Origin of the sequence: Exiguobacterium sp. J17977, from assembly GCF_018616375.1 — a bacterium.
GTDB lineage: Bacteria > Bacillota > Bacilli > Exiguobacteriales > Exiguobacteriaceae > Exiguobacterium > Exiguobacterium mexicanum.
In genome coordinates this window covers 39,329-61,656 of sequence record NZ_JAEQBB010000001.1, presented here as the reverse complement: position 1 = coordinate 61,656, position 22,328 = coordinate 39,329, and the positions used below count along the sequence as shown (strand labels likewise).

General features: G+C 52.6%; 24 protein-coding genes. 7 read left to right on the top strand and 17 right to left on the bottom strand.

What is annotated here, in order from left to right:
* Positions 1 to 6: 6 nt before the first annotated feature.
* From KNO58_RS00320 to rho, 3 genes are all read right to left on the bottom strand, one after another.
* Positions 7 to 618, bottom strand: a complete 612-nt coding sequence (locus KNO58_RS00320; RefSeq protein WP_214751054.1) for a thymidine kinase — start codon at positions 616 to 618, stop codon at positions 7 to 9.
* A 137-nt stretch (positions 619 to 755) separates the two neighbouring features.
* A complete protein-coding gene (locus KNO58_RS00315; protein ID WP_021066109.1) occupies positions 756 to 998 on the bottom strand; it encodes a type B 50S ribosomal protein L31 in 243 nt (80 codons plus the stop codon).
* A gap of 82 nt (positions 999 to 1,080) precedes the next feature.
* Complete coding sequence (rho, locus tag KNO58_RS00310) at positions 1,081 to 2,421, bottom strand: transcription termination factor Rho (RefSeq protein WP_214751052.1); 1,341 nt, start codon at positions 2,419 to 2,421, stop codon at positions 1,081 to 1,083.
* Between the two features lie 378 nt (positions 2,422 to 2,799).
* Between rho and KNO58_RS00305 the strand changes: the two genes are divergently transcribed.
* Complete coding sequence (locus tag KNO58_RS00305; RefSeq protein WP_214751050.1) at positions 2,800 to 3,495, top strand: C40 family peptidase; 696 nt, start codon at positions 2,800 to 2,802, stop codon at positions 3,493 to 3,495.
* A gap of 119 nt (positions 3,496 to 3,614) precedes the next feature.
* Positions 3,615 to 4,013 (top strand): hypothetical protein, encoded by a 399-nt coding sequence (locus KNO58_RS00300; protein WP_214751047.1) that lies wholly within the window; start codon positions 3,615 to 3,617, stop codon positions 4,011 to 4,013.
* 12 nt (positions 4,014 to 4,025) lie between these two features.
* On the opposite strand, the gene KNO58_RS00295 is transcribed toward KNO58_RS00300, so the two are convergent.
* The 8 genes from KNO58_RS00295 to KNO58_RS00260 all read right to left on the bottom strand — a co-directional run bounded on the left by KNO58_RS00295 (position 4,026) and on the right by KNO58_RS00260 (position 10,709).
* Positions 4,026 to 4,796 carry an ABC transporter permease gene (locus KNO58_RS00295; protein ID WP_138858765.1) on the bottom strand — a complete coding sequence of 257 codons (771 nt, stop codon included), beginning with the start codon at positions 4,794 to 4,796 and terminating at the stop codon, positions 4,026 to 4,028.
* A complete protein-coding gene (locus KNO58_RS00290) occupies positions 4,786 to 5,712 on the bottom strand; it encodes an ATP-binding cassette domain-containing protein (protein ID WP_214751045.1) in 927 nt (308 codons plus the stop codon). Before KNO58_RS00290 ends, KNO58_RS00295 begins: the two co-directional genes overlap by 11 nt.
* A 101-nt stretch (positions 5,713 to 5,813) precedes the next feature.
* On the bottom strand, positions 5,814 to 6,782 hold the full coding sequence (gene glpX, locus KNO58_RS00285; RefSeq protein WP_029594665.1) for a class II fructose-bisphosphatase: 969 nt from the start codon (positions 6,780 to 6,782) through the stop codon (positions 5,814 to 5,816).
* A gap of 16 nt (positions 6,783 to 6,798) precedes the next feature.
* A complete protein-coding gene (murA, locus tag KNO58_RS00280; protein WP_214751043.1) occupies positions 6,799 to 8,052 on the bottom strand; it encodes a UDP-N-acetylglucosamine 1-carboxyvinyltransferase in 1,254 nt (417 codons plus the stop codon).
* Between the two features lie 26 nt (positions 8,053 to 8,078).
* Positions 8,079 to 8,729, bottom strand: coding sequence for a fructose-6-phosphate aldolase (gene fsa / locus KNO58_RS00275; RefSeq protein WP_214751041.1), 651 nt, complete (start codon positions 8,727 to 8,729; stop codon positions 8,079 to 8,081).
* A gap of 174 nt (positions 8,730 to 8,903) precedes the next feature.
* Positions 8,904 to 9,758 carry a class II fructose-1,6-bisphosphate aldolase gene (gene fba, locus KNO58_RS00270; RefSeq protein WP_021066099.1) on the bottom strand — a complete coding sequence of 285 codons (855 nt, stop codon included), beginning with the start codon at positions 9,756 to 9,758 and terminating at the stop codon, positions 8,904 to 8,906.
* 157 nt (positions 9,759 to 9,915) lie between these two features.
* Entirely contained in the window at positions 9,916 to 10,278 is a 363-nt protein-coding gene (locus tag KNO58_RS00265; protein WP_021066098.1) for a response regulator, read from the bottom strand.
* Between the two features lie 80 nt (positions 10,279 to 10,358).
* Positions 10,359 to 10,709: a YxeA family protein gene (locus KNO58_RS00260; protein WP_214751039.1), complete on the bottom strand. Its 351-nt coding sequence runs from the start codon at positions 10,707 to 10,709 to the stop codon at positions 10,359 to 10,361.
* A 112-nt stretch (positions 10,710 to 10,821) separates the two neighbouring features.
* Here KNO58_RS00260 and KNO58_RS00255 point away from each other — a divergent pair, with 112 nt between their 5' ends.
* Positions 10,822 to 11,244 (top strand): hypothetical protein, encoded by a 423-nt coding sequence (locus KNO58_RS00255; RefSeq protein WP_214751037.1) that lies wholly within the window; start codon positions 10,822 to 10,824, stop codon positions 11,242 to 11,244.
* Between the two features lie 36 nt (positions 11,245 to 11,280).
* Here KNO58_RS00255 and KNO58_RS00250 read toward each other — a convergent pair whose 3' ends face one another.
* Positions 11,281 to 12,936, bottom strand: coding sequence for a glycerol-3-phosphate dehydrogenase/oxidase (locus KNO58_RS00250; RefSeq protein ID WP_214751035.1), 1,656 nt, complete (start codon positions 12,934 to 12,936; stop codon positions 11,281 to 11,283).
* 262 nt (positions 12,937 to 13,198) lie between these two features.
* Here KNO58_RS00250 and KNO58_RS00245 point away from each other — a divergent pair, with 262 nt between their 5' ends.
* The 3 genes from KNO58_RS00245 to KNO58_RS00235 all read left to right on the top strand — a co-directional run bounded on the left by KNO58_RS00245 (position 13,199) and on the right by KNO58_RS00235 (position 15,574).
* Positions 13,199 to 14,314, top strand: coding sequence for an NADH-dependent flavin oxidoreductase (locus KNO58_RS00245; RefSeq protein ID WP_214751033.1), 1,116 nt, complete (start codon positions 13,199 to 13,201; stop codon positions 14,312 to 14,314).
* A gap of 264 nt (positions 14,315 to 14,578) precedes the next feature.
* A complete protein-coding gene (locus tag KNO58_RS00240) occupies positions 14,579 to 14,791 on the top strand; it encodes a hypothetical protein (RefSeq protein ID WP_214751031.1) in 213 nt (70 codons plus the stop codon).
* A gap of 39 nt (positions 14,792 to 14,830) precedes the next feature.
* Positions 14,831 to 15,574, top strand: coding sequence for a helix-turn-helix transcriptional regulator (locus KNO58_RS00235; protein ID WP_214751029.1), 744 nt, complete (start codon positions 14,831 to 14,833; stop codon positions 15,572 to 15,574).
* A gap of 14 nt (positions 15,575 to 15,588) precedes the next feature.
* Here KNO58_RS00235 and KNO58_RS00230 read toward each other — a convergent pair whose 3' ends face one another.
* The 5 genes from KNO58_RS00230 to KNO58_RS00210 form a co-directional block, all read right to left on the bottom strand.
* Positions 15,589 to 16,137 carry a GNAT family N-acetyltransferase gene (locus KNO58_RS00230; RefSeq protein WP_214751027.1) on the bottom strand — a complete coding sequence of 183 codons (549 nt, stop codon included), beginning with the start codon at positions 16,135 to 16,137 and terminating at the stop codon, positions 15,589 to 15,591.
* A gap of 42 nt (positions 16,138 to 16,179) precedes the next feature.
* On the bottom strand, positions 16,180 to 17,010 hold the full coding sequence (locus KNO58_RS00225; RefSeq protein WP_214751025.1) for a TVP38/TMEM64 family protein: 831 nt from the start codon (positions 17,008 to 17,010) through the stop codon (positions 16,180 to 16,182).
* A gap of 133 nt (positions 17,011 to 17,143) precedes the next feature.
* Positions 17,144 to 18,739, bottom strand: a complete 1,596-nt coding sequence (locus tag KNO58_RS00220; protein ID WP_214751023.1) for a CTP synthase — start codon at positions 18,737 to 18,739, stop codon at positions 17,144 to 17,146.
* Positions 18,740 to 18,974: 235 nt separating this feature from the next.
* Positions 18,975 to 19,454, bottom strand: coding sequence for a DNA-directed RNA polymerase subunit delta (rpoE, locus tag KNO58_RS00215; RefSeq protein ID WP_021066088.1), 480 nt, complete (start codon positions 19,452 to 19,454; stop codon positions 18,975 to 18,977).
* Positions 19,455 to 19,534: 80 nt separating this feature from the next.
* On the bottom strand, positions 19,535 to 20,854 hold the full coding sequence (locus KNO58_RS00210; RefSeq protein WP_214751021.1) for a hypothetical protein: 1,320 nt from the start codon (positions 20,852 to 20,854) through the stop codon (positions 19,535 to 19,537).
* 173 nt (positions 20,855 to 21,027) lie between these two features.
* Here KNO58_RS00210 and KNO58_RS00205 point away from each other — a divergent pair, with 173 nt between their 5' ends.
* The gene (locus tag KNO58_RS00205; protein ID WP_214751019.1) at positions 21,028 to 22,326 is read left to right on the top strand and encodes a methyl-accepting chemotaxis protein; all 1,299 of its coding nucleotides are present in this window, start codon (positions 21,028 to 21,030) and stop codon (positions 22,324 to 22,326) included.
* Positions 22,327 to 22,328 lie beyond the last annotated feature (2 nt).

Genomic DNA, 22,328 nt, shown 5'->3' with positions numbered 1-22,328 from the left:
TTGACGTCAGTCGGCCACTGTGTGGCGGACCGGGCGTGGTTTATTCGGGACGTCATGACAATGGCGGCAACGCGGTTCGTACGACTCCGACGCACCGACCAAGATGACCGGATCCTCGAAGCGGGCCGGTTCCCCGTCAATCAATCGTTGCGTCCGGGAAGCCGGGGCCCCGCATGACAGACAGATGGCCTGCAGTTTCGTGACGAACTCGGCACGTGACAACAGCTCTGGCATCATCGTGAACGGCTCCCCTCGGAAGTCCATGTCGAGGCCGGCGCAGATGACACGTTTATCTTCTGACGCTAATTGCTCGATGACGTCGACGATGCCTTCATCGAAAAATTGGACCTCGTCGATAGCGATGACTTGCGTCTCTTCGCGCACCGCGTCGTATAACTCTTGACTCGATTGAATCGGGACGGCCATGACCGAGTTGCCGCTATGGGAGACGACGTTCTCTTCGTGGTAACGGTCATCGATTCCTGGTTTAAATACTTGGACAGGGATTTTCCCGTAATGCGCCCGACGGACACGGCGGATGAGTTCCTCCGATTTCCCAGAAAACATACTTCCACAAATCACTTCTATCCAACCGTAACGGTTCGTCACATGCATCATTTTACTTCGCCCTCTCCTTCATTAATCGCTTCCCGATTATACCCATCTTTTTCTTGAAGAAAAAGGGTTGACTTCTATCTAGAAAAAATAAAAACCGCCAAGGGCAATCCCTAGGCGGTGTGCATACAAGTTGACGATTAGCGTTGGTACTTCTTGTTGAAGCGCTCGATACGACCGTCCGCAGATGCGAATTTCTGGCGACCTGTGTAGAATGGGTGCGAATCAGAAGATACATCGACACGGATGAGTGGGTATTCGTTACCATCTTCCATCGTGATTGTCTCGTTAGAGTAACGAGTCGAACCAGAGATGAATTTGAACTCAGTCGTCGAGTCCATGAATACGACTTTACGGTATTCTGGGTGGATTCCTTGTTTCATTGCTTTTCAACTCCTTCTGCCCTAAGTATTCTTTCAACCTAGAGAAAGTTCACTAGAATATAATAGCACCCGGTTCACGGATTTACAAGTCCGTTTTCGTTTTTTTCACCGGGCGTCGACTCTTTTTCTTATCGGCCTCAAGCGCCGCAAAAAAGTCGAGGTTCGTTTTCGTCTCGCGGACCCGGCGCAAGAACTGATCGACGAAGTCTGGCGACTCGTTCATCGTGCGACGAATCGTCCAAAGCGAGTCGAGTTCGCCTTTGCCGAGCAGCAATTCTTCCTTGCGCGTTCCCGAACGACGAATGTCGATGGCCGGGAAAATCCGACGTTCCGCCAGTTTGCGGTCGAGGTGCAGCTCCATGTTGCCCGTTCCTTTGAACTCTTCATAGATGACGTCATCCATGCGCGAACCGGTATCGACGAGGGCGGTGCCAAGAATCGTCAAACTGCCGCCGTCCTCGATATTACGGGCCGCCCCGAAGAATTTCTTCGGTTTATGAAACGCGGCCGGGTCAATCCCACCGGAGAGCGTTCGTCCGCTCGGCGGGACGGACAAGTTGTACGCCCGCGTCAGACGCGTGATCGAGTCGAGCAAGATGACAACGTCCTTCTTATGCTCGACGAGGCGCATCGCCCGTTCGAGCACGAGTTCCGAGATGCGGGCATGGTTCTCCGGTGTCTCGTCAAACGTCGAGTAGGCGACGTCTGCGCCCGGCACCGAACGTTGAATGTCCGTCACTTCTTCCGGCCGCTCATCAATCAACAGAATGATTAACTCGACGTTCGGATGGTTCGTCGTAATCGAGTTGGCAATCTCTTTTAAAAGAGACGTCTTCCCTGCCTTAGGCGGCGCAACGATCAAACCGCGTTGTCCGAAACCGACGGGCGCAATCATGTCCATGACGCGGACCGACAAATGATTCGGCTCCGTCTCGAGCACCATCTGTCGCTCCGGATAAATCGGCGTGAGCGCCGGGAAGTAGTCCCGGTTGCGCGTCGAGTCCGTCGTCTCGCCGTTAACCGCCTCGACACTGAGGAGGCCCTGGAACCGTTCATTCTCTTTCGGCTTCCGCACTTTCCCCGTCACGAGGTCGCCGTTTCGGAGATTGAAGCGACGAATTTGTGACGCCGCGATATAAATATCTTCAGACGATTGCGAGTAATTGATGGGGCGCAGGAAACCAAAACCGCCATCGTTTTGCGACTGTGGGTTAGGCGGAATGATTTCAAGGATCCCTTCGAGAAAATAAAGATCTTTTGATTCTGCCTGTGATTTCAATATCCGGAACATGAGCTCACGTTTCCGTGCCTCGCGATACTGGGGCACGTTCACTTCTTTCGCGATCTCATATAACTCTTTCAACGTCTTCGTCTCGAGTTCACGAAGCGTGTAGTTTTTAACCGGTTCAGTCGTTTGACTCATTCAAGTCACCTGTCTTTCATGATTCTATATTTCAAAAGTAAACGTTCATTCCTCATTCATCTAATCACACTTCCGTTAAACCGTCACTGTTGGAAAAACGGCTTTATGTCAGTCTATTCCCCTGTTGTTGAAAACATAACAGCCTTTTTACTATGTATGTAACAAATAAGTCTCTATTCTCGCATATTGTTTCAAATATGTTACAAGAAAACTGTTTTTGTCTTGTGATTGAAAAATGCCATCGGTCTTGCGCATGATATAGTTTATTTGCACAGGAAACCGGGTAATATCCGCAACTTGTGCTCTAACTTAGTTTACACACATCGATCATATACAGCCACTTAGGGTTTTATTTTAAAAAACGGAGGGAAATACACTATGTTAAAGCGTTTCGCATCTATCATCGTCGCTGCCACTCTCGCTTTCTCGGGTCTTGCTTTCACAACAGGTGAACAAGCAGAAGCCGCTACTGGAACATTCGCTTACTCGAAAGTCAACGGCTTGAACATCCGCACAGCACCGTCGCTCACATCGAAAGTTTCAGCAACGATGAACAAAGGCCAACGCTATACATACCTTGGTAAGGTTGGTTCGTTCTACAAAATCAACTACAAAGGGACTCACCGTTATATCTCAGCTTCATCTACTTACACGTACTTGAAAGCAAACACAGCAACTGCCACTAAAGTAACAACGTCTTCTGCATCAAGCGCTCGTACGAAACTTGTCGCTGAATCGAAGAAGTACCTCGGCACACCTTACCGTTACGGTGGAACGACAACTTCAGGCTTTGACTGCTCAGGTTACACAGGTCACGTTTACAAGAAAGCGATCAACAAATCGATCCCACGTGATTCACGCTCGCAATACGCAAACTCGAAAAAAGTTTCGAAGTCAGCGATTCAAGCCGGCGACCTCGTGTTCTTCTCACACAACGGAAGCACGATTCAACACGTTGGAATGGCACTCAGCAAAACACAAATGATCAACTCTGAAACAGGCGGCGTTAAATACGCGAGCTTCACATCAGGTTACTGGGCACCACGTTATGTCGGTGCAGGATCATACCTTTAATTCAAACGATCAAACGACCCGGTTCATAGGAACTGGGTCGTTTTTTTGTGTTCGTTCATCTTCTGTTCATCTGGCTTCGATACGATAAAGCCATCACGTCGAAGGAGTTGTTCTATGCCATGGAAAAGATTTGGAGTCTTCGTTTGATTCGCCTCGCTGCCGTTTTCGGTGTCATCGGAACGGTACTCGGATCGCACATGTCGGGTGCCGGCAGTTATGCCTTTCGTCCGATTCATGCCCACATTCTGCTCGCCGGTTGGCTATCGGTCTTCGCCTGGGGAGTCTTCTATCGCTTGTATGCGGTCCGGAACCAATTACTCGTTACGATTCACGGGTGGACGGCTGTCATCGGATCAATCGGCTTGACGAGCGGGATGTGGTTTTACACGATGAACCCGTTCCAATGGAATGAGACCGTCACCCTCGTCTACTTCATCATCGGGGGCACGGTCTCCTTAATCAGTTTTATTCTGTTTTTGATTGTGACGTTCATGATTGACCAGGACGAGCGGGGCTGAATCCCTTGCTCGTCATTTTTGTTTCAAGGCACCGCGTGCGTTCGTCGCCGCGAACACGACCATGATGACGCTCATCGCCCCGGCAACGGCAAGTCCGGCCGATAACGCGCTCCAGTCAATTGTCGGTTGTGTCAAGACGGCACGCATCCCTTCAAAAATATACGTCGTCGGATTAAACGTCGCCGCTACTTTGAGCCATTCCGCCTCAATCAACTCTTTCGGGACGAACGTCGTTGACAAGAAGATGAGCGGGAAAAATAAAAGGGTCCCGGCTTGTGCAGCCTGAGCGTTCCGTGTCTTCAACGCGACACCGACCGAGTAGCCGGCAAAACCAAGGCCGAATCCGATGGCAAGCAGCACCGTGAACAAGAAGCCAGGCAGACCGACCGGAATCGACAAACCGAGCAAGAACGCCACCCCGAAAATGAGGAGCGTCTGGACGAGCAGTTGCAGCATCCCGGCAATCATCGGTCCGAGCACAATCGCCGTCCGCGTCGCCGGAGTCAGAAGCAAGCGGGCGAAGTAGCCGCTCTCAATATCACGGACGAGCGCCTGTCCCGTCCCCCCCGCCCCGCCGACCGCCCCGGACACGATGGAGACAGGTAAGATGAAGTTCAAATAGGCGCTCCCATCAAACTGAGGAAGCGAAGCGACGCTCGACAATCCGCTCGTATACACGAGTAGGAAGAACACCGAGATAATCAAGTTAGGGATGAACGAAAACGGATTTCGAATCGTCGTGACGAGACTCCGTTTCGTGAAGAGCCATGTCTCAGTCCACATCGGGCACACCTCCTTCGTATGACTCGCCGGTCACTTTCAAAAAGACGTCATCGAGCGACGGTTGCTTCACGGTCAGACTTTCCGGTTGAAGCGACCGCTCATCGAGCTGGCGCACGACTTCCATCAGCGTATGGTCGACGAGCTCGAACGCCACGTGTTGCCCGGTCGCCGCATGACCGAACAGCGCAGCGGCTGCGGCCGCCTCTTGATTGCTGTGAAACGTCATCGCAATCGTCTCGCCGCCGACGAGTCGTTTCAGCGCCTCGGCCGTTCCTTCACTGACGATTTTCCCATGATTGATGATGGCAATTCGGTCGGCTAGTTCATCTGCTTCCTCTAAGTACTGGGTCGTCAAGAAAATCGTCGTACCGAACTCTTCGTTGAGTCGTCTCACCTCGTTCCAAATCTCGATGCGGCTCGCCGGGTCGAGCCCCGTCGTCGGTTCATCTAAAAACAAGACGGTCGGTCGATGGACGAGCGTGAGCGCCAAATCGAGCCGGCGCCGCATCCCGCCCGAATACGTCCCGCTTCTCCGGTCGGCCGCTTCCGTGAGTGAGACGACACGGAGCAGTTCCTCGGCGCGCGTCTCCGCCTCTTGTTTTGTCATCTTGAACAACCGCCCTTGCAGGACGAGCAGTTCCCGCCCGGTCAATACTTTATCGATTCCGGTCTCTTGCAGGGCGACACCGATGGACAAGCGGACGTCCTTCTCTTGTTTGACGACATCGAATCCGTTTACCCGCGCTTTCCCTTCGGTCGGTCGTACGAGCGTCGTCAACATTTGCACGGTCGTCGACTTGCCGGCCCCGTTCGGTCCAAGGAAAGCGAAAATCTCTCCTTCTTGCACCGAGAACGAGATTCCATCGACGGCCGGCACGTCCCCGAACGTTTTGACGAGCGATTCCACTTCAATCATCACACCCACCTCCTCCTCTTCCATTCCCGTTCTATCCGCATGTTAAATATGAAGAAACACATCAAAAAAGCTGTGGACGCAATGTCCACAGCTCGAGAGAATTAAGGTTTCATGACCATTTTCGGTTTTTTCTTCAAGGAGTGGATGCCTTCGACGAAACGGACCGTCCCTGACTTGGCACGCATGACGACCGAGTGCGTCTGACCGCCTTGTCCAGTGAACTGGACGCCGCGGAGCAACTCCCCGTCCGTCACACCCGTCGCGGCGAAGATGCAATCTTCTCCTTTGACGAGGTCGTCCAATAGTAAAATCCGGCCTGTATCGGCGATGCCCATGTCTTGGCAACGCTTCTCTTGGGCTTCGTCTTCAGGAAGCAGGCGACCTTGGAAGTCACCGCCGAGACACTTCATCGCGACGGCCGCGATGACACCTTCCGGCGCACCGCCAGAGCCGAGCAACAAGTCGACGCCCGTTTTCGGGAACGCCGTGTTGATGGCCGCAGCCACGTCTCCGTCGGGAATCAACTTGATGCGGGCACCCGTGGCACGAACGCGTTGAATCATCTCTTCGTGACGGTCACGATGTAAAATCGTGACGACGACGTCTTCGACGTTCTTGTTCTTCGCCTTGGCGACGATGGCGATATTCTCTTCAATCGAGTTGTCGAGACTGATCAACCCGGCCGCTTCCGGACCGACAGCGATTTTATCCATATACATGTCTGGCGCGTGCAATAAATCACCCGCATCGGCGACGGCGAGCACGGCGAGTGCTCCCCACGTTCCCGTCGCGACGATGCTCGTCCCTTCGAGCGGATCGACGGCGACGTCGAGGCGTGAGCCATAGCCGTTCCCGACTTTCTCACCGATGTAGAGCATCGGCGCCTCGTCCATCTCGCCTTCCCCGATGACGACGACTCCTTTCATCGGAATCGTATCGAACACTTCACGCATCGCGGTCGTCGCCGCGTCATCTGCCTCTTCTTTCAAGCCTTTACCCATCCAACGAGCCGAAGATAGCGCTGCCGCTTCTGTGACTCGGACCAATTCCATTGATAAACTACGTTCCACCCGAATTCTCCCCCTTTTACTCGGACACCTCATCGACCCAGACGAGCGCGCCGAGTTGTTTTAGTTTGCCGACGAAATCGACATATGAATCGTTCAATTTTTCCGCGTGGATTACGGTGGACTCGCCACTCGCTTGAAGTCCCGCTAAAGCGAGGGCTGCCCCGCTCCGTGCGTCCGCACATTCCATCTCCGCATTGGCGAGCGTTGTCCCACCACGGATGACAGCCGAAGCGTCCTCGAGCGTAATCTGCGCGTTCATGCGCCGCATTTCCGCAATATGACGGAAACGTTGGGCGTACAGCTTATCGGTGACGATACTCGTCCCGTTCGCTTTCAACAGCGCGGCCGACATGATCGGTTGTAAGTCGGTCGGATAACCCGAGTAATGGAAGACACGAATATCGATTGGTTCGAAGGCGTTCGCCCGCACCGTGATCGTCTCTTCCCCGACTTCGACGTCGGCCCCGTAATCCAATAGTTTTTGAATGACGCCTTCTAAGTGGGTCGGAATGACGTTGCGTACTGTCACTTCGCCCGCGACCGCGCCATAAATCATGAACGTCCCAGCCTCTAATCGATCGGGAATGAGCGTGTGTGTACAGCCGTGGAGTTTGTCGACCCCTTTGATGCGAATCTCGTCGGTGCCCGCCCCGATAACGTGGGCCCCCATCGAAGTGAGCATCGTGGCGACGTCGACGATTTCTGGGTCGATGGCCGCATTCTCGATGACGGTCGTTCCATCAGCGAGCACGGCTGCGAGCATGGCACTCACCGTCGCCCCGAACGAACGGAGGTCGAGATAGATGCGATTCCCTTCCAGCTTTTCGGCGTTCACATGATACAGTCCCGACTCGTTCTCGACTTTAATCCCGAGACGTTCGAGTGCCTTCAAATGTAAATCGATCGGTCGTGGACCAATCGCATATCCACCGGGAAGCCCCACGGCTCCTTTCCCAAAGCGAGCCGCGAACACCCCGAGCAAATAGACAGCGGCTCGGACTTTACGCGTCTCGGAGCCGAGCAACGGCATGGCGACGGCATCTTTTGCATGAAGCGTCATCCGTTCCCCGTCCCGTTCAATCGCGACGCCGAGTTCTTGTAATAGACTGAGCATCACTTCGACGTCCTCGATGACAGGGACGTTCTCAATCGTCACCGGTTCTTCTGTCAAAAGTGCTGCGACGAGACAAGGCAAGGCGCTCTGTTTGGCACCGCTAATGTCAACTGTTCCTTCAAGTTTCTGCTGTCCTACGATATGGAGAATTTCCACGAAGATCAAACCTTTCTGCGACAAGCTTATTTGGATTGAGCGTTGTTCCAATCCGCTAAGAATTGCTCGATCCCTTTGTCAGTGAGCGGATGTTTCATCATCTGTTCGATGACTTTGTATGGCACCGTGGCGATGTCGGCTCCAAGGAGGGCCGCCTTCGTCACGTGGACCGGATGGCGAACGGAAGCTGCGATGATCTCTGTATCGATGCCATGGATGGCAAAGATATTGGCAATCGTCTCGACGAGATCGAGACCATCTTGACCGATATCATCTAAACGACCGATGAATGGCGAGACGTATGACGCACCGGCCCGAGCCGCGAGTAGCGCTTGGTTGGCGTTAAAGATGAGCGTCACGTTCGTCTTGATGCCGAGCTGTGAAAACGTATTGACCGCTTCCATCCCTGCTGGCGTCATCGGTACCTTGACAGTAATATTCGGCGCGATGGCCGCAAGTTCCTTTCCTTCTTCCACCATACCCGCTGCGTCGAGCGCAATAACTTCCGCGCTGACTGAGAGATCCCCGACGATCTCACAGATTTCGCGTAGTCGTGTATGGAAATCGACGCCTTCTTTGGCGACGAGCGATGGATTCGTCGTCACGCCCCCGATGACGCCCATCTGATGAGCTTTCTTGATGTCTTCCACGTTTGCCGTGTCAATGAAAAAACGCATGTCCAATTCCTCCTCGAATGGTGTTGTGATCGCTTACACTCCTTATTATGAGGAAATTGTCGTGGAATTGCTACACCCTTTACGTCAAGGCGGCGATGGCGAGCATCGCTCCAATGAGCAACATTCAATAAAAAAAGCCGGTCCTCACAGGGAGAACCGACTGATGTGACAGGATTATGCTTGGTTGCTTGAACCGAACTCACGCATTTTGCCAGTAACGACGTTATAGATCGCTTCGACACCAGGGCCGATGACTTTACGTGGGTCATATACTTTCGAGTCCGTGTTGAGCTTCTCACGTACGGCACGAGTCCATTCTTGTTGGCACTCTGTGTTAACGTTGATTTTGCTGTGACCGAGCTCGATTGCTTTTTTGATTTGGTGCTCAGGAATACCTGAACCGCCGTGAAGAACGAGTGGAGTTTTAGTCGCTTCTGCGATTTCTTCCATCTCTTTGAAGCCGAGTTTAGGCTCGCCTTGGTATTCTCCGTGTACAGAACCGAGTGCCGCTGCAAGAGCGTCAACTTTCGCTTCTTTGACGACACGTACGCACTCGTCGAGGTCAGCGTATTGTACGCCGCCAACAACGCCGTCTTCTTCGCCGCCGACTGTGCCGACTTCCGCTTCAACTGAAGCACCTTTAGCGTGTGCGTATTCAACGACTTGTTTCGTCATTTCGATGTTCTCTTCGATCGGGTGGTGTGAACCGTCGATCATAACAGACGTGAAACCAGCGTCGATTGCTGCTTTACACTTGTCGAAAGATGAACCGTGGTCGAGGTGGATTGCAACTGGAACAGTGATGTTGTAGTCGTGCATGAGACCTTCAGTCATTTTAACAACTGTTGTGAAGCCACCCATGTACTTCGCTGCACCTTCTGATACACCGAGGATAACTGGTGATTTCTCGTCTTCCGCAGCGCGAAGAATCGCTTGCGTCCACTCGAGGTTGTTGATGTTGAATTGGCCTACTGCATACTTGCCTTCGAATGCTTTGTTAAGCATTTCTGTCATTGATACTAATGGCATAATGACATCCTCCTGTCTGTTCGCTATTGTGCACTTTGGGAAAAATGCCCCCGTGCAATTCGTTCCCATTATAACACACGTCGAAACGTGTGCCTATGCTATTCGGGCATAGAAATGGCTCTGCGCAAGCGTTTACATATGTCATCTTCGTGACGAATCACGTGATTTTGAGGACTTCTTTCACTTTTTCAATCATCCGATAAATATCGAACGGCTTTTCAAATTGCGCGGTAATGCCAAGCCGTTGCACTTCTTCGAGTGTCGATTTTTCCCCGAACGCGGTCATGATCATGACCGGGGTATCGATGTCGCGTTGTCGCATGTTACGTAGTACTTCATGGCCGAACATGCGGGGCATGTTCATATCGAGCAATACTAAATCGTATCCGTTCTGTTCGAGCTTTTCCCAAGCGTTCTGTCCGTCGTTCGCCGTGTCGACCTCGATGCCGAGGTTTTGGAACACTTGCGCCAACATCAACCGAATCCCGTCTTGGTCGTCTGCAATCAACATCCGTGACATCCATCTACCTTCTCTCCATAGTTTGCACTAGTATAACCATACCAAATCCAATTTCGTTTGGCGACGGACCTATTTTGAAATCAAGGCAACGGAATCGATAACGGCTCCTCGGTCTGTTCATCCTTCAACTGGGCCGGTACTTCCGACTCAGGTACCGGATCGTAGGCGGTCACCGTCCGCTCGTCTTTCACATACAGTTTCAAAAAATCGCCTTCGGCCAACCGGACCGGTGCCTCGAACGTGATTGGTCGTTTCTTGCCGTACTCATCATAGCCAATCGTTTCATACGTATGCGTCTTTCCTTGGTCGGTGACGTTTGCGCTCGGCACTTTTGTATAATAGACATCGGCGAACAGCCGATCTGTATCGATAAACCGCCATCCGAGAATCAAGACGAGGACGACGCCACCAATCGTAAATGCTCGTTTCATCGTAACTCTCCCGCCTTTCTCATTTCCATCTTTTTCAATACCATTGTCTCCCTATTTCTAAACACCGGGTACGCTGATATACTGAACACATGAAACGAATTGGAGCGAAATTATGAAACAATATTTGTTATACGTATTGTTCGTCTTGGCGATCGGAAGCATGGTCGCCCTCGTAGTGAACGTCTTCGGGGAAGAACAAGAAGAGATACGACTCGCCGCGGCCGTCGAGACCGATCTCGAGGATTTGCCAGAGACGTTCGCCGTGTTGTCCGAGACGTTCGATGAGCCCATCGCAGACAGTGACGTCGCCCGCATTAAAAAGCTGGCGTCTAATCCGGCACTCGACGAAATGAACCAGCACGCACTCGGTACCATCGAGGTCATCTTCGAGGGACGCCCGACCACGCTAACACTTGAAACGGACATATATCGCGAAGACGGCACATATCTTTATTTGTATCTGTTCGCTGATCCGGACGTCGTCGAGGCGCTCGACGAACGCATCATGGCGTATTATGAAGAATTGGGCATATAAAAAGGAACCTCGCCGCGACGAGGTTCCTTTTTATCGTTATTCGACGGTCACAGGTACGACAGCGAGATCGATTTCTTTCTCGACCTCGGCCCGCTCTTCTGCGAGACGGGCATCAGACCATTTGAAGACGTCGGCCATGCAACGGAGCACGCCGTCTTTATAGTTACGGACGAAGTCGATGTCAAAGAACATCGCCCCGGTACGACGGACGAGGAAGTCGATGGCCCGAACGACCGACTCTTCTTCGATGCCGTAAATAAGTTGTGCGTAGACGAACTCCGGAAGGTCGTACGCGTTCGAATCCATCCGCTCGATGACACGGTCGATGTTCGATCCGTATAGACGGACGAGTTGCTCGGCTTTGACGTCATCGAGACCTAGATTTTTCAATTCAGCCTTCTTCTTCGTCAAGAAGTCATCGAACCCTTTCGAACCACCAACATGGCCGCCCGACATCGGCATATGCTTCGTGCGCGAGGCGAGGAAGACGATGCCTTCTTCTTGTTTGAGTAGTTTCGCCACCAAATCGACGACGGTCTCTGACATCTTGCGGTAACCGGTCAACTTCCCACCGGCAATTGTGATTAAGCCGCTCTCCGACTGCCAAACCTCATCTTTCCGTGAAATCTCAGACGGGTCTTTGCCTTCCTCATAGATGAGCGGACGAATCCCAGCCCAGCTCGACTCGACGTCATCGGCTGTCACGTTCACGTCTGGGAACATATAATGAATCGCTTCTAAAATATAGTCGCGGTCCTCGGTAGTCATGCGCGGATGGGCTTTATCCTTATCGAAGAACGTATCCGTCGTCCCGACGTACGCCTTGCCGTCACGCGGAATCGCGAACACCATCCGGCCGTCCGGTGTATCGAAATAGATGGCTTGTTTGAGCGGGAATTTCGACTGGTCGATGACGAGGTGAATCCCTTTCGTCAAGCGGAGCATCTTCCCTTTATTCGAGCCGTCCTGTTCACGGAGCACGTCGACCCAAGGTCCGGTCGCGTTGATGACTTTCTTCGCATAGACGTCGTACGTCTTACCGTCGATTTGGTCTTCGACATGGACACCGACGACTTTGCCTTGCTCATAGATGAGACCGGTCACTTTCGAATAGTTCATGAGGAGGGCACCGTGGTTGGCCGCCTCTTTCGCGACTTCAATCGTCATCCGGGCGTCATCCGTCCGATATTCGACGTAATAGCCGCCACCGACGAGGCCGTCTTTTTTGACGAGCGGTGCTTTTTGAATGACCTCATCCGGTTTCAACATCAAGCGGCGCTCGGCGCGTTTGACGCCGGCCAAGAAGTCGTACACCATCAAGCCGACCGCTGTAGAGAGCGGTCCGAACGTGCCGCCTTTATGCATCGGCAATAGCATGCGTTCCGGCGTCGTGACGTGTGGTCCGTTCTCATAAACGATGGCGCGTTCTTTCCCGACTTCGGCGACGAGCGCGACTTCGAACTGTTTCAAATAGCGCAAGCCTCCATGGACGAGTTTCGTCGAGCGACTCGACGTCCCGGCTGCGAAATCTTGCATCTCGAGCACGGCCGTCTTCATTCCGCGAGACGCGGCATCGAGCGCGATGCCGGCACCGGTGATACCTCCGCCGACGACGAGCACGTCGTGACGCTCACCTGTTAACTGTTCATATCGTTTGGCACGTTCTTTTGCTGAGAAATTTTTAATTTCCATCTTGTCCCCTCCTATAATGAATCCGGTTCGATGTATACGAAAAGAGACCACAACAAAACAAGGCTTCGCCCCCCATGTCGTGGTCTCTCTGTAGTCTCCAACCGGTTATCAACTTTTCTCCTGTATTATACCCCATTCTCTAGCATTCAACCACCGACCCGCTCACGAAGTGTGCAACCTGCTCCTCCGAAAGCGTCCCGCTCGCATTTTTAAAAAGAGAAGACTAGACTTCAAGGTATCACCAACAAGGAGGAGTTTTTTTATGAAACGCATGTTACAACCTTTCCAATTCAAAAACGGCGTCGAGCTCCACAATCGGCTCGTACTTGCGCCGATGACCCATTATTCGTCAGAACCGACGGGTGAAGTGTCGGAACACGAACTCGCCTATTACCGGAAGCGGGCGAAGAACGTCGGCCTCGCCATCACGGCATGTGCTTACGTGACCGAAGACGGCAAAGGGTTCCCGAACGCCTTTGGTGTGAATGACGACAAATTCATCCCTGGGCTTCGTCAGCTCGCTGAAAGTTTGAGAGCGGAAGGCGCAAAAGCGATTCTTCAAATCTTCCATGCAGGACGCATGTCTCCTCCGGAACTCGTTCCGAACGAACAACCGGTGAGCGCCAGCGCCATCGCACCGGTTCGAGAAGGTGCCGCCACACCACGCGCCCTTGAGACTGAAGAAGTCGAAGCCATCATCGAGGCGTTCGGCGAAGCAACACGTCGTGCCATTGAGGCCGGTTTTGACGGTGTCGAGATTCACGGTGCGAACACGTATTTGATTCAACAGTTCTTCTCACCTCACTCGAATCGACGCGACGATCGCTTCGGTGGCGACGTAAACGCACGCCTCACATTCCCGCGTGAAGTCATTCGCTCGGTCAAGCGTGCAGCTGAAGGCGCGGACGATTTCTTAATCGGCTACCGCTTCTCGCCTGAAGAAGTCGAAGAGCCAGGCATCACGCTCGACGATACGGACGTATTGATCGATATGTTGCTCGAAGAAAACCTCGACTACCTCCACGCCTCGCTCTGGAACTTCAATATCGGTTCAATGCGGAACGAGAACGTGACGGAGCGGTCGATTGATCGCATTGCTAAACGCATCAACGGTGCTGTCCCGCTCATCGGAGTCGGACAGCTCCAGCGCCCAGGTCAAGTCGAAGATGCACTGAACGTCATCGACCTCGCCGCGCTCGGCCGCGAACTGATTATCGACCCGGATTGGCTCGAGAAAGTGAAAGACGGTCGTGAAGACGAAATCGAGACTGAACTCGACTTGAACAAACAAGCCGAACTCGCCGTCCCGGCTCCGCTCTGGAACGCCATCACAACACGTGCTGGCTGGTTCCCAATCAAAGACCAAGCCGTCAAATAAGCCATCAACCGCAGACTTCATGTCTGCGGTTTTTTGTTGTTTTCCTCATCATGTGATGATGTGACGATAGAAGTATGGCACAGACACAATTCCGTCACATTTTTCATCTTTTTCACCGCTCCTTTCGTGTTGACCTAACTTTCCAAGCCATCGTCCCCTTCGTAAGCTAAGGAAAGAGGCCGTTTCCTCGACGAGACTGCGGGCCAAGCCTTGCTTGCGCCACGCCTGTCTGTTTGACCGTCTTTTGAAAGGGGCATATGATGTATGACGAAAAAGCCAATTGATCTCGATGCGTACAACAAACAGCTCACTCAGTATCAACAGCGTACGAAAGAAGTCGCTGAAACGTATCGACAAAAAAGTAAGGAACTCGAACACCACCTCGAATCATCAACCCGTTCTCGTGAGGAAGTGCTTGTTCGCGAAATCGCCGAGTTAAAACAAGCGACCAAACGGAACGTTCCACGAAATAACTAAACGGTTTCCGATCGTACGACGAAAGAAGTGACTCATCCGATGCAAAACAAAATCAAACGCCAATTTCTAAATCACCTTCATCGTGACAAAAACTTGTTCGATGATTTTCAGCATGTGGATAACTTTTATATACTTGACCAACAAATCGTGAGTGCGCTCCGCAGCGCCCGCTCGATTCGGGCCGAGCAACTGCTTGAAACATTGACCCTCGACCTATTGAAACTTCCGGTCTCCGATGAGTACATGAGTGTCCGTTTCTACTACCGCGGCCTCGTCTATCACGTCATCCGTCTGATTCCAGTCGATAACCCAAACGTCCAGACCGCCCTGTACTATACGAGTGCGCTGCTCACCTTAATCGACGAGCTGACGACGACGCTCGACTTCATCTATGCCATCCCCGTCATTGTCGAGTATTTGACGAAGATGATGGCGTTCCTATCCCCTCCCGTGTCGACGAACCCGAATGTCACGACGACCATTCATTTGATTGAAGACCATTTGAAAGAGTCGGAACTATCGCTCCCTTGGATCGCTCGACAAATCGGGTTATCGAACAATTATTTGTCGGCCCTGTTCAAACAGGAGGTCGGCGAAAGTGTACCGGAACGAATCCGGCGCCGCCGCATCGATGCGTCCATCGCCGATTTGCTCGGAACGAATTTGCCGATTTGTACCATCGGCGAGAAATATCGCTTCGCCTCGTGCACGGCTTATATCAACACGTTCAAGACGTACAAACAAATGACTCCGCTCCAATACCGCCAATTGTTCCACACGTGAAAAGCGCTAAGCCTCTACCGAGACTTAGCGCTTTCTGTTATCCATTCTTCCCGCAGTATGCCCATGCGAATCGAGTCGTAACGCACGTCGTCGACGACGCGCACCTGACGAATCCGACCTTCGAGTTGCATGCCGATCTTCTCGGCCACTTTCATCATCCGCTCATTGCCCGACCACGTCGTCAATCCGATCCGGACCGTCGGCAATGTCTGAAACAGATGGCCGACCCACAGCTTGAGCGCCCGCGTGCCGATGCCACGATTCCAGCGGTCGGCTTGATGGAGGATGATCCCGACCTCAAGCCAGTTCTTGCCCGCATCCTCATAATAGAAGGAAACCGTCCCATAGACGGTCCCATCGACCTCGATGACCCACATGTCGTCACGGCCGACGTGTTCGTCCGCGCTCTGACAATACACCTCGTACGTCTGCGCCCGATGTTCAAAATACGGCGCGTCCCATTTTTTGAATTCTGGCGCCTCATCCTTATAGATCAATTCCCATAATCGATTCAAATCGCGTGCCTCAATCGGCCGAATCACTAACTCTTTATCGCAAACCATACCCTCGTCCTCTCTATCTATGCTCTCTACTCTTTCAAGGCGTCAGTTCGAATTCCCTTTTTTCCGTTTCCGCCAGACGAGCGCCAAAATGACGAGCAACAGACTTGCCGTCACCGAGACGACGGCGAACGGACTCGCGCCGGTGATAAACAGTTCACCGAGCGAGACCGAGTAGGCGAGACCGAACGACGTGACGAGCTTCGCGCCGATGGCAATCAAAGCGAATCGCGGGAATGGCACCCGGCTGAACCCGGCCGCGAGACAGATGACCTCATCAGGCAAAATCGGGATGATGAACAAGACAAGCAACACGCCAAGACCGTACTTGTCCACGTAGCGATCATACGTCGCGAGCTTGTCGGCGTCGATGAGCCGCATCACCCGCTCACGTCCAAACCGGGCCAGCCCATACATGACGAGGATGCCGAGCGTCGTCGCGACACTGCCGATTAAGGCCGCCCGGAGCGGACCGAGGGCGACACTGCCAATCGGGACACTGACGGCCTCTGGGACCGGGAGCGCGATCGGCTGCAGGAAACTGAAGGCGGCGAACACCCACATCGCTTGGTCGCCATACTGGTCGAGTAACCGTTCGAGCCCGTACGAGTCATATAAGACGAGTCCGAACGAGACGTAATAGACGAAGACGAACAACAAGAACAACGTGAACGTGACTTTGAGCATCTGTTTTAAATACGTGTTCGAGCCCTCACGAATCGACCGCAATAGACCGATTGACAGTGCGAGTAGCACAACCCCGGTCCACCCGAGTTGATACGGCAATAATAGTGTCGGTAAGACGACGAACGGCAACAGGCTGAGCGTGACGAGCGCCCCGCCGTATCCTGCATAAATCATAGTTCGTTCTCGCATGTCGCATCGCCCTCTCCCTGTTCTACTATTAGTGTACCCGCATTTCAGGCAACATGTATCCACCTGAAGCTGTTGCGCGTATCAGTCTTTTGCCCGAGAAAAAAGGCCACAGTCATAGACTGTGACCTGCCACTCATTCGCCGAGTGAAGCTTGGATGAAGTCGTGGAACAAGCGTTGCGGACGCTCTGGACGCGAAATGAGTTCTGGGTGGAACTGTGACGCGACGAACCACTTGTGCTCTGGAATCTCGATGATTTCGACGAGACGTCCGTCCGGGCTCGTTCCTGAGAACTTGAACCCTTCTGCCTCGAACGCTTCACGGTACTCGTTGTTGAACTCGTAACGGTGACGATGGCGCTCATAGACGAGCTCTTGATTGTAAGCAGCGTGTGCTTTCGTACCTGCCTCAAGCTTACATGGATAGAGGCCGAGACGGAGCGTGCCGCCGAGGTCCTCGATATCTTTTTGTTCCGGAAGCAAATCGATGATCGGATAGTTCGTCGATGGATCGATTTCGGCCGAGTGGGCACCGTCGAGCTTCAAGACGTTACGGGCGAATTCGACCGTCGCGAGCTGCATACCGAGGCAAATCCCGAAGAATGGGACGTTGTTCTCACGCGCATAACGCGTCGCTTCGATTTTCCCTTCAATGCCGCGTTCTCCGAATCCACCTGGGACGAGAATCCCGTCCGCGTCTCCGAGGAGCGTCTCGACGTTCTCTGACGTCACGTCTTCCGCATTGACCCAATCGATGTCGATATCGGCGTTGAAAGCGTAACCGGCGTGTTTGAGCGATTCTGCGACCGAGATGTACGCGTCACGAAGTTCGACGTATTTCCCGACGAGGGCGATTTTGACTTTCTTCTCGAGGTGCGTGACCGTATGCACGAGCTCTTTCCAAGCCGTCATGTCAGCGGCCGGCGTGTTGAAGCCGAAGTAATCGTTGACGAGCTGGTCCATCCCTTGTTTTTGAAGGTTGAGCGGCACTTCGTAAAGCGTCGACGCATCTTGTGCCTCGATGACCGCTTCTTTACGTGTGTCACAGAACAAGGCGATCTTTTCACGCATCTCTTCTGGGATATCGTGCTCGGTCCGGAGGACGATGATGTCCGGCTGAATCCCGTAACTGCGGAGCTCTTTGACACTATGTTGTGTCGGTTTCGTCTTCATCTCACCGGCAGCGCGGAGATAAGGGACGAGCGTACAGTGAACGTACATGACGTTCTCTTTGCCGATATCGTTCTTCACTTGACGAATGGCCTCGATGAACGGAAGCGACTCGATGTCCCCGACTGTTCCACCAATCTCTGTGATGACGACATCTGCGTTCGTCTCGCGACCGGCGCGGAAGACGCGGTCTTTAATCTCGTTCGTGATGTGCGGGATGACTTGGACCGTTCCCCCGTTATAATCGCCGCGACGCTCTTTTTTCAAGACAGTCGAGTAGATGCGACCTGACGTCACGTTGGCGTTTTGCGACAAGTTGATGTCGATGAAGCGCTCGTAGTGACCGAGGTCAAGGTCCGTCTCAGCGCCGTCATCTGTGACGAACACCTCTCCGTGCTGGTACGGGCTCATCGTTCCTGGATCGATATTGATATACGGGTCAAACTTCTGAATCGTCACGTTCAAACCTCGGTTTTTGAGTAGACGTGCGAGTGAAGCGGCTGTGATCCCTTTACCGAGTGAAGATACTACCCCACCTGTTACGAAAATATACTTTGTCATCATCATTCTCCTCTCTTAAATGCCACAACGGGAAACGAAAAAACAAAAAAAGCAAAAGTGCCCCCACTGAAATGGAGGACACTTTTGCTGCATCGTTACGTGCTAAACTAGCCCATGACTAATTTACGTCAGAGACGATGCAGTCGTCAAGTCATTATTTTTTCTTTTTTTCAACTGTCAAAAAAGAAAAAGAGACACGCCTAGCCGGGACAAATGCCCGGCTTTTTGCGGTCTCTTATAAATCATCCTCGTCTTCAAGGTCGAGGTCGTCGTCCAAGTCTTCGTCCTCGAACTCGTCAAGGCCTTCCACTTTTTCGGCTTCATCCTCGGCATCGAACTCAGATGCGTCAAAATCTTCACCCTTTGCAAAGACGTCAAGGTCGTCTTCAATGTCGACGATGCCTTCATCCGTCTCATCGATCTCTTCTTCGAACTCATCGAGCTCACCGCGTTGGCGTGCTTCGATAACGAGATCTTCGTCTGACTTATCGAACGGATACCAAACACGAAGCGCCCAACGGTTAGCTCCCAAGTTGACGAATAGTCCGTCGATGTTCATGTCCGTGTAGAGTTGCGCGATTTTCTCGAGCTCTTCCTCTTCACTTGCGAACGTATAGTTTTGTCTGATCAGCTCACGAATCTCATCAAATGACACTGGTTGCTCGCCAGTCTTTTGAAGAATTTCGTAAACAAAATCGATCAACGATTTATTCATTAAAGGACACTCCTTTTCCGTCACTAGTTAAACATCACTCCTCATTATAAACAAAACCGATATGAAAAAGCTAGAGGAAATTATTTTGATGTTTTGACGGTCTTTTGGATGCGTAACCAATAGAGCGTAATCAATCCGACGTTGAAAATCCAGGTCAGTCCGAGCACCCCAAGCATCCATTCGCGCGGGATTTTGAAAGACAACTCTGCATTGACCGACTGCCCGGTATACAGACCGTAGCCGAGCAATCCGACCATGAGTGCGGAATAGGCGACGACCATCCCGAACCGTTTCCATAGTTGCAAGAGCAGCGAGGCGAACTCTTTATTGTCCCCGTAAGATGCGTACAAATAGACGTGACCCGCACTCGCATACATCGTCTGGACGTACCCGCTCACAAACAAGACAGGGATGAACACGAGCGGCTCCAAAAAACCGAGGAAGAACATCAGCGACGTGACGAGCAAGACGTAATACGGATGACGCGCCACGTCAAACACACGGTTCAATAAAATCCAGCCGATGACCCCTGCCAAGAACGGAAGAAACACATAGAATAAGAGCACTTGAAACGAATATAGCGCTAGACTGACGAATACGGCGCCAATTAACGTCCAGCCGCCAAATAACCCGACGACGAACGCCAGCAGTTGGACTTGGCGCGTCTTAGTCGCGCTGACGTATGTCCGCGTCCGGTCTTGAAACAGCACCCATCCGACGTAGCCGAGCAAAATAATCATCAATAAAAAGATTTCCACGTACCCGCTCGCCCCTTCCAACAGGCTGAGGAGACGGCTCACCAACGTGAACACGGTGACGGCGATGAAAGCACGCACGAACTTCTCGGTCGCCCACGTCCACGTTGCCGTTTTCTCGAGCGGTAACTGTCTCACGAACAGCCACGGCAAGATTAGACTGACGAGAAAGAGAATGACGGCGCCGTCATACGATCGGCTCAGCACATAGGAGAAAACGACAATCCAAGCGACGAGGGCGAGTACGAGCGGGAGCGAACTCCCTCCCTGCTCCGTCGACTCATCCGCGCCGGACAGTTCTTTCAACTGGGATAGAATCGTCGTCATAATCGACCCGACACCAATCGACCCGACACCGACTAAAAATGCGCTCACTTCAATCGCCCAATCGAACGGCCACAAGAAGCAGACAAGGCCCGCGACCAAGATGGAGAGCGCCACTAAGAACGTCCGTTTCGAACCTAGCCGTCCGATGACATACACCCACAGTAACAGCCCCGACATGCTCGCGACATAGAAAATCAAGAATGGAATCAATCGCCCGACGCCGTCTTCGACTGCCATGATGGACAAAAATAAAATTTGGGGCAAGATTTGACTGCTGAGGGCACTGACAATCGTCAATAACACGACCGCGTTCTTCACAACGGACACCTCATTTCTCAAAAATGGCCGAGCCAATCTTTCTTTCTTCTCTTTCCCGCTTCTAGTGCAAAAACAACAAGCTTCATCGCACATCGATTTCTCAGTTTTTTCACATGTTTGCCGATATAGAATAGAACGCTATTTTAGCTGTACGAGAAAAAGGAGAATGAAACATGGCACTGTTCCGTAAATCAAAATCTACCGCCTACACCGCATCAATCGGTTTCCCTGATGTGTCGACGACCGCACGCCCGACCAATCCTAATTTGAACGGTCGCACGCATTATATGGGCTATACGTCGTCGCAAGTAAAACGACTGCAAGCAATGGCCCCGCTCGTCGAGTCAGTATTAGACGATGTCCTCGAAAACGTCCTCGACCACTTGATGTTGCAACCCGAGATGGTCCAAATTGCCAACGCCTCGTCGACACGCGAGCGACTAAAAAAAGTGTTCGCTGACTATTTCCGTAGCCTATTGACCGGGAACATCGATGACAAGTTCCTCGCCATGCGCAAACGGATGGGCCAGACGCATCACCACTATGCGGTACCGGTCGTCTGGTTCCTCGCGACGTATTCCGCTTTCAACACGTTGCTCGTCCCAAAAATCGTCGAGACGTACCAACACGACCCGGCCACATTGACCGAATCGCTCCTCGCGTTGTCCCATGCGATGAACTTGGACGCCCAAATCGTCACTGAGCAGTACGTCGATGCGCGTCTCGATGAGATTGAATCGGCAAACGTCGCTCGCGCGACGTTATTGAACGATGTCAGCCGCGTCAGCACGGAAGTCGCGACAACGATGGAACAGACCGGTCACGCCATGTCCGAGACGAGCAAGCGAGCCCATCAAGTGTTGTCCGAGACCGAGCAGACGGAGAAGATGAGCCGTCACTTGATGAGCTTGACGCATACGAACGGCGAGCAAATCGAACAGATGGAATCCGAGTTCAAACAGTCAGCGACGTACGTCGACGCCTCACTCGACCGCATCACCGCGCTCAAGGACGGCTCGCAAGAAATCGTCAGCATGACTCGGAGCATCGAACAGATCGCCAACCAGACGAACTTGTTGGCGTTGAACGCATCAATCGAAGCGGCCCGGGCCGGTGAACACGGCAAAGGTTTCGCCGTCGTCGCGACCGAAGTGCGGACGCTCGCCGAGAACGCGAAACAATTGAGCAGTCAAATCAACGTCCTCATCCACGAGAATGAGACGAACATCGCCGCCCTGCTCGACCAGATGGGCCAGATGCATCGGACGAATGACGAGGCGATGCGTCAACTCGGTGCCGTCAAAGCCGGTTTCTCGACTGTCAAAGACGAGATGGGCAATTACGTCCTATCCTTTGAACGCAATAAGCAAGACCTCGGTCAAATGGTCGAGACAATCTCCGCCATCAATGAGACGACGCAAGGCTTATCACACTTGACGTCTTCTTTACTGGCCACTGCTGAGATGCGCTAACG

Bases quoted from the DNA above. Each gene is read 5' to 3' on its own strand.
- KNO58_RS00320 (WP_214751054.1), bottom strand. From the start codon at position 618: ATGATGCATGTGACGAACCGTTACGGTTGGATAGAAGTGATTTGTGGA.
- KNO58_RS00315 (WP_021066109.1), bottom strand. From the start codon at position 998: ATGAAACAAGGAATCCACCCAGAATACCGTAAAGTCGTATTCATGGAC.
- rho (WP_214751052.1), bottom strand. From the start codon at position 2,421: ATGAGTCAAACGACTGAACCGGTTAAAAACTACACGCTTCGTGAACTC.
- KNO58_RS00305 (WP_214751050.1), top strand. From the start codon at position 2,800: ATGTTAAAGCGTTTCGCATCTATCATCGTCGCTGCCACTCTCGCTTTC.
- KNO58_RS00300 (WP_214751047.1), top strand. From the start codon at position 3,615: ATGGAAAAGATTTGGAGTCTTCGTTTGATTCGCCTCGCTGCCGTTTTC.
- KNO58_RS00295 (WP_138858765.1), bottom strand. From the start codon at position 4,796: ATGTGGACTGAGACATGGCTCTTCACGAAACGGAGTCTCGTCACGACG.
- KNO58_RS00290 (WP_214751045.1), bottom strand. From the start codon at position 5,712: ATGATTGAAGTGGAATCGCTCGTCAAAACGTTCGGGGACGTGCCGGCC.
- fsa (WP_214751041.1), bottom strand. From the start codon at position 8,729: ATGCGTTTTTTCATTGACACGGCAAACGTGGAAGACATCAAGAAAGCT.
- fba (WP_021066099.1), bottom strand. From the start codon at position 9,758: ATGCCATTAGTATCAATGACAGAAATGCTTAACAAAGCATTCGAAGGC.
- KNO58_RS00265 (WP_021066098.1), bottom strand. From the start codon at position 10,278: ATGTCACGGATGTTGATTGCAGACGACCAAGACGGGATTCGGTTGATG.
- KNO58_RS00260 (WP_214751039.1), bottom strand. From the start codon at position 10,709: ATGAAACGAGCATTTACGATTGGTGGCGTCGTCCTCGTCTTGATTCTC.
- KNO58_RS00255 (WP_214751037.1), top strand. From the start codon at position 10,822: ATGAAACAATATTTGTTATACGTATTGTTCGTCTTGGCGATCGGAAGC.
- KNO58_RS00250 (WP_214751035.1), bottom strand. From the start codon at position 12,936: ATGGAAATTAAAAATTTCTCAGCAAAAGAACGTGCCAAACGATATGAA.
- KNO58_RS00245 (WP_214751033.1), top strand. From the start codon at position 13,199: ATGAAACGCATGTTACAACCTTTCCAATTCAAAAACGGCGTCGAGCTC.
- KNO58_RS00240 (WP_214751031.1), top strand. From the start codon at position 14,579: ATGACGAAAAAGCCAATTGATCTCGATGCGTACAACAAACAGCTCACT.
- KNO58_RS00235 (WP_214751029.1), top strand. From the start codon at position 14,831: ATGCAAAACAAAATCAAACGCCAATTTCTAAATCACCTTCATCGTGAC.
- KNO58_RS00230 (WP_214751027.1), bottom strand. From the start codon at position 16,137: ATGGTTTGCGATAAAGAGTTAGTGATTCGGCCGATTGAGGCACGCGAT.
- KNO58_RS00225 (WP_214751025.1), bottom strand. From the start codon at position 17,010: ATGCGAGAACGAACTATGATTTATGCAGGATACGGCGGGGCGCTCGTC.
- KNO58_RS00220 (WP_214751023.1), bottom strand. From the start codon at position 18,739: ATGACAAAGTATATTTTCGTAACAGGTGGGGTAGTATCTTCACTCGGT.
- rpoE (WP_021066088.1), bottom strand. From the start codon at position 19,454: ATGAATAAATCGTTGATCGATTTTGTTTACGAAATTCTTCAAAAGACT.
- KNO58_RS00205 (WP_214751019.1), top strand. From the start codon at position 21,028: ATGGCACTGTTCCGTAAATCAAAATCTACCGCCTACACCGCATCAATC.